Raw genomic sequence first — 5,588 nt, 5'->3', positions numbered from 1 at the left:
ATCCCGCCGCGACCGCGGCAGTGCATACTCGGCGGCGGTCGTCGCGCAGCGGTTGGGGACGAAGGCGGCCGCGGGGGCCGGCGCAGCGCGCCGGCGACGAGGGGATCGTCGATCGCAGGGAATGCCGCCGTGCCGGTCCGGGCGCGCGGCTTCGCTGCGGCAGCTCGCGGCCGGCACCGGCGGATCGCCGGCGGCGGCCATTGCCGGACAAGGAAGCGCGCCCGCCCGAGGGAGGCGGCGCCGTCGTTCGACACCCATGACCGTACGCGAGGAACCGACTCGATGCTCCATCCCGCCCGAACCGCCGCCCTGACCGGGCTGCTGACCTTTCTGCTCGCGCTGCCGGCCGCGCAGGCTGTGCAACCCGTCGCCGACGGCGGCCACAAGGCCGCGACCGCGCGCCTGCCGGCGCGCCCGTTCGTCGACGCGTCGCTGCAGGCCCTGCCCGCGCTGAGCCTCGAGGCCCAGCACGACCTGATGCTGCAGTCGCGCACCGCCGCGTTCCAGCAGCGCTACGGCGGCAGCTGGGACATCCGCTGGGACGACCGCAGCGACCGGCCCAACGTGGTCCAGGGCAGCGGCATCGCGCTGATCCCCGGCCGCGGCAACACGCTCAAGCCGCAGCAGTTCGGCCTGGCCGGCGAAGCCGACATGACCCTGGGCCTCGTCGCTGCGAAGGCGCGCGAGTTCATCGCGGGCGTGCCCGACCTGCTGCGCACGGACGGCCTGGAACTGCAGCTCGACGGCGAACGCAGCGTGCAGGCCGGCGGCGACCGGCCGGTCTGGTTCCTCGAATTCGGCCAGTTCCGCAATGGCGTGCGCGTCGACGGCGCGTTCGTCTACGTGCGCGTGGCCCAGGGCAACATCGTGCAGTTCGGCGCCGAGCGCGTCGCGCCGGTAACGATTTCGACCAGGCCCGCGCTGCCGCGCGAGCAGGCCTTCGCGCTGGCCTGGGCCGAACTCGGCTTCCCGGCCGACACGCGCATCCGCGAGATGATCGAACCGGGCCAGCTGCGCATCTATCCGGCGCTGCCGGCCGGCGACGACGCCGGCGAGCGTTTCCTAGGCGCACGCGGCACCGGCTACCGGCACGTGCTGGCCTGGCGCTACGTGTTCGACATCGAGGACGACGACGCGACCTGGGAAGTGCTCGTCGACGCGCGGACCAACCGCGTGCGCGAGTTGCGCAACCTCACGGTCAACGTGGCCGCGCGCGTCAGCGGCGGCATCTATCCGACCACCAACAGCGACACCGAAGTCGTCGTCGACTTCCCGTTCGCCGCCGTCACGAACGGCACCGCCAAGGTCACCGACGCACTCGGCATCTACGACTACTCCGGCGGCACGGCGACGGTCACGCTCGACGGCAAGTATTTCCGCATGGTCGACACCTGCGGCTCGGCGAGCCTGAGCAATTCCACCGACGGCAACCTCGCGCTCGGCACGAGCGGCGGCACCGACTGCACGACGCCGGGCATAGGCGGCGCCGGCAACACGCATGCGTCGCGCTCGGGTTTCTACCACCTGACGCGGATCAACGAGAAGGCGCGTACGTTCTTTCCGTCCAACACCTGGCTGCAGGGCAAGGTGACGGCGAACATGAACGTCAACAACACCTGCAACGCGGCCTGGAACGGCAGCACCCTGAACTTCTACAAGTCCGGTCCGAACGCGAACAACCCGGCCATGATCTGCTCCAACACCGGCGAGATCGCCGCCGTGTTCCTGCACGAGTGGGGTCATGGCATGGACACCAACTCCGGCGGCGCGGCCAGCGAGAACGGCTCGGGCGAAGCGGTCGGCGACACCTTCGCGTTCCTCGAGACGCGCGATTCCTGCATCGGCCAGAACTTCGTGCCGGGCACCAACTGCGCAAACTGCGACGCCTGCACCGGCGTGCGCGACGTCGGCGACTTCGGCGTGTCGGCGCCGCCGGCGAAGATCGCCACGCCGGCCAACCTGGCCAACGACGCCGGCATCAACTGCGACCGCTACGCCTGTCCGTACCTGTCCCAGGGCATCATTCCGTACCAGGGCCCGATGGGCTACGAAGGCCACTGCGAGTCCTACATCGCCAGCGGCGCGAACTGGGACCTGACCCAGGCGCTGATCCAGCGCCACGGCGCGAGCGGCTGGAGCAAGATGGACCGCATCTGGTACGCGAGCCTGACGCCGTCCAAGAGCGCCTACCAGGTCGCCTCCGGCGGCAAGTGCAACGTCAACGCGACCGTCAACGGCTGCGCCGCGACGAACTGGTACACGGTGTTCCTGCCGGCCGACGACGACGACGGCAACCTCGCGAACGGCACGCCGAACGCCTGCCGCATCTGGGACGCGTTCAACGCGCACGGCATCGCCTGCGGCGCGCGCCCGGCCTGCTCGGGCGACGCGCCCGACTTCCGCCTCAGCGTGACGAACTCGCCGCAGGCGGTCTGCGCGCCGGCCCAGGCCACGTTCGACATCGCGACCCTCAGCGACCTCGGCTTCGCGAACCCGATCACGCTGAGCGCGAGCGGCAATCCGGCCGGCACGAGCGTCACGTTCCTGCCGAACCCGGTCGTTCCGGGCGCGGCGGTCGCGATGAACGTGAGCACTGCCGGCGCGGCCGCGAGCGGCACGAGCACCGTGACGATCAGCGGCGCCGCGAGCGGCAGCCCGGGCCATGACGCGAGCGCGCAGCTGACGATCTCGGTCGGCGCGCCGGCCGGTCCTGCCCTGCTCGCGCCCTCGGACGGCGCGACCGGCGTCAACTCGCTGAATCCGGTCAACCTGAGCTGGTCGGCGGTCAGCGATTCCACCGCCTACACGATCGAGGTCGCGACCGACGCGGCGTTCGCGAACATCGTCGCGAGCCAGCCGGGCCAGAGCGCGACGAACTGGAACGTGACCGGCCTGCAGTCGCTGACCACGTACTACTGGCGCGTGCGCGCGACGAACATCTGCGGCGCCGGTGCGAACTCGCCGGTGTTCACGTTCCGCACGGCGCAGGCGCCGGGCAGCTGCGACGAGAACCAGACCACCAATGTGGTGTTCAGCGACGACGTCGAAGGCGACGTCAGCGCTTGGACCGCGACCGCCGGCAGCGGCAGCCAGACCTGGGCCGTCAGCACGGCGCGTCCGGCCTCGCCGACCAAGGCCTGGCTCGCGACCGACATCGCCACGTCGTCGGACCAGCGCCTGGTGTCGCCGGTGATCACCTTGCCGGTCGGCGAAAACCCGCTGAGCCTGAGCTTCCAGAGCGATCTGAACCTCGAACCGCGTTCGGCCGGCGGCTGCTACGACGGCGGCCTGCTCGAAATCTCGACCAACGGCGGCAGCACCTGGACGCAGGTAGGCGGCGCGCAGCTGCTGACCGATCCGTACACCGGCGCGGTCAACTCCGGCGCCGCCGCCGGCCTGCAGGCCTGGTGCGGCACGCGGCCGTACAAGAACTCGATCGTCGATCTGAACGGCTACGCGGGCCAGACCGTGCGCTTCCGCTTCCGCGTCTCCACCGACACCTCGCAGGGCCTGACCCCGCACGGCTGGTACGTCGACGACGTCAAGGTGCAGAGCTGCCGCAGCGGCCCGACCGACCGCCTGTTCGCCGACGGCTTCGAGAGCTGAGCCGGGAGCCGCTCTCGACGCAGCGACGCGGCATTCCTGCGCTGCGACGTTCGATCAGAGGCCGCCTTCGGGCGGCCTCTTTCGTTGCGGCTGCGTGGCCGCTTCAAGCGGCCTTTGAATATTCAGTCGCGATTTCAACGGCGATCCGGGCTCCGGCAGCGATCCGTTCGCGAGAGCAAGCGCGTCGCGCCTCAGGTCAGCCCGAGCTGGCGGTCGTGCACGCGCGCGAACAGCAGCTGCGCCGCGATCGCGCCGGCGAGCGCGCAGAACATGTCCCACTGGGTGTCCCAGACATCGCCCTGAGTCGCGAGGTAGGCGTCGGCGGAGCCGCCCATGATCAGCGCGGCCCACCATTCGATGAATTCGAAGAACGCGCTGAAGCTCAGGCAGACCGCGCAGACCAGATAGAACAGCCAGCCGCCGCGCACGAGCGGCGTGCAGCGCAGCAGCAGCTCGCGCGCGAGGATCGCGGGGATGAAGCCCTGCGCGAAATGGCCGAGGCGGTCGTAGTTGTTGCGAGCGAGACCGAACCACTCGCGCCAGAGGTCGCCGAGCGGCGTCAGCGCATAGGTGTACTTGCCGCCGTAGATCAGGATCAGGCAGTGCACGGCGATGAGCCAGTACAGCAGCCGCGTCAGCGGAAAGCGCGCGCGCGTCGCGAGCAGCAGCGGAATCGCCGCGAACACCCAGGCGATTTCCATGAACCAGGTCAGGCGGTCGTGCGGCGCCCAGCCGGACCAGACCAGCACGGCCAGGACGACGGCGAGCAGGCAGGCCCCTTCGCGCGGACTGACGCTGGTGGCGATGCGTTCGACGCTGGCGGCGCGCATGGAGATCCCCGGGTGGCGAGGTTCGTACCATACACGCCGCCGGCGGCGCTGGTCAGGATGGTCCGCGGACTACGCGAAGTCGGTACTGCGCGACAGCGCCTCGAACGCATCGGTTTCCCAGGCCAGCCGCGCGATCTTGCCGCGCACGACCTCGACCGCATCGGAACCGGCCGAGAAGCGCAGCGGCGCTGCCGGGTGGTGCGCCAGTTCCACGAGCACCCGGCCGAGCTTCGCCGGATCGCCGGCCTGCTGGCGGTTGCGGCCGTCGAAGAAGTTGCGCAGCTGTCGCGAGGCCTCGGCGTAGTCGGCAATGGCGTGCTCGCCATGGCGGATGGAGCTCGCATCGAGGAAATCGGTGCGGAAATACCCCGGACCGACGATGGTCACGCGGATGCCGAACGGCTCGACCTCGGCCGCGAGCGCCTCGGAAAAGCCTTCGACGGCGAACTTGCCGGCGCAGTAGATGCCGCCGCCGGCGACGCCGATGATGCCGCCGACCGAGGTGATGTTGAGAATGCGCCCGCTGCGCTGGCGGCGCATCGCCGGCAGCACGGCGCGCGTGACGTCGAAGAGCCCGAACACGTTCGTGGCGAACTGCCGCTGCGTGGCTTCGGCGCCGATCTCCTCGAACAGCCCGAGCTGGCCGTAGCCGGCATTGTTGAGCAGCACGTCGATGCGGCCGAAATGCGCCAGCGTCGCATCGACCGCGGCCTGCACGGCCGCGGAATCGGCGACGTCGAGCGCCAGCGGCAACAGCCGGTCGGTGCCCGTGCCGGCGAAGCGCTGCTGCAGGGCCGACAGGTCGCGCCCGGTCGCGGCGACGCGATCGCCGGCCGCCAGCGCGGCGCGCGCCGCCTCGTAACCGATGCCGCGGCTGCTGCCGGTGATGAACCAGATCCTGGACATGACGAACCTCGTGGTCGGAAAGTGCGAGCACGATGCCTGTCGCGTCGAAAAAGGCAGTAGACGAAAGTTGCGCGGGAATTGCCCGATTCTCGCGGGGAGGGCCGGGGCCGCCGGAATGAGGCCGGCGCAAAGGCGTGTGGCATTGCCCGAATGCGGCCGCGTCGGCGCGATGCCGGGCGGACCGCAGCCCGCCGCCGGCGGCGGCGCGCGCCAGGGCCGCCGCGGATCGCCTGCGCGCACTCGAAC

4 protein-coding genes are annotated in these 5,588 nt (G+C 70.7%); 2 read left to right on the top strand and 2 right to left on the bottom strand.

What is annotated here, in order from left to right; genetic code table 11:
* The first annotated feature begins 282 nt into the window (after nt 1-282).
* Complete coding sequence (locus tag NON22_RS19635) at nt 283-3,606, top strand: fibronectin type III domain-containing protein (RefSeq protein WP_257388671.1); 3,324 nt, start codon at nt 283-285, stop codon at nt 3,604-3,606.
* Between the two features lie 191 nt (nt 3,607-3,797).
* Here NON22_RS19635 and NON22_RS19630 read toward each other — a convergent pair whose 3' ends face one another.
* Both NON22_RS19630 and NON22_RS19625 read right to left on the bottom strand, forming a co-directional pair.
* The gene (locus tag NON22_RS19630) at nt 3,798-4,436 is read right to left on the bottom strand and encodes a DUF2238 domain-containing protein (protein WP_257388670.1); all 639 of its coding nucleotides are present in this window, start codon (nt 4,434-4,436) and stop codon (nt 3,798-3,800) included.
* A 69-nt stretch (nt 4,437-4,505) separates the two neighbouring features.
* On the bottom strand, nt 4,506-5,342 hold the full coding sequence (locus NON22_RS19625) for an oxidoreductase (protein ID WP_257388669.1): 837 nt from the start codon (nt 5,340-5,342) through the stop codon (nt 4,506-4,508).
* Between NON22_RS19625 and NON22_RS19620 the strand changes: the two genes are divergently transcribed.
* Nucleotides 5,323-5,588, top strand: a 266-nt coding sequence (locus NON22_RS19620) for a hypothetical protein (protein WP_257388668.1), incomplete at its 3' end; no start/stop codon positions are given. The genes NON22_RS19625 and NON22_RS19620 overlap by 20 nt on opposite strands.

This window comes from Tahibacter caeni (assembly GCF_024609805.1).
In the GTDB taxonomy this organism is placed as follows: domain Bacteria; phylum Pseudomonadota; class Gammaproteobacteria; order Xanthomonadales; family Rhodanobacteraceae; genus Tahibacter; species Tahibacter caeni.
The sequence above is the reverse complement of the archived record's forward strand: the minus strand, read 5'-3'. Positions and strand labels throughout refer to the sequence as shown.

Excerpts from the sequence above, each read along its gene's own strand:
- NON22_RS19625 (WP_257388669.1), bottom strand. The coding sequence starts at position 5,342 with ATGTCCAGGATCTGGTTCATCACCGGCAGCAGCCGCGGCATCGGTTAC.
- NON22_RS19630 (WP_257388670.1), bottom strand. The coding sequence starts at position 4,436 with ATGCGCGCCGCCAGCGTCGAACGCATCGCCACCAGCGTCAGTCCGCGC.
- NON22_RS19635 (WP_257388671.1), top strand. The coding sequence starts at position 283 with ATGCTCCATCCCGCCCGAACCGCCGCCCTGACCGGGCTGCTGACCTTT.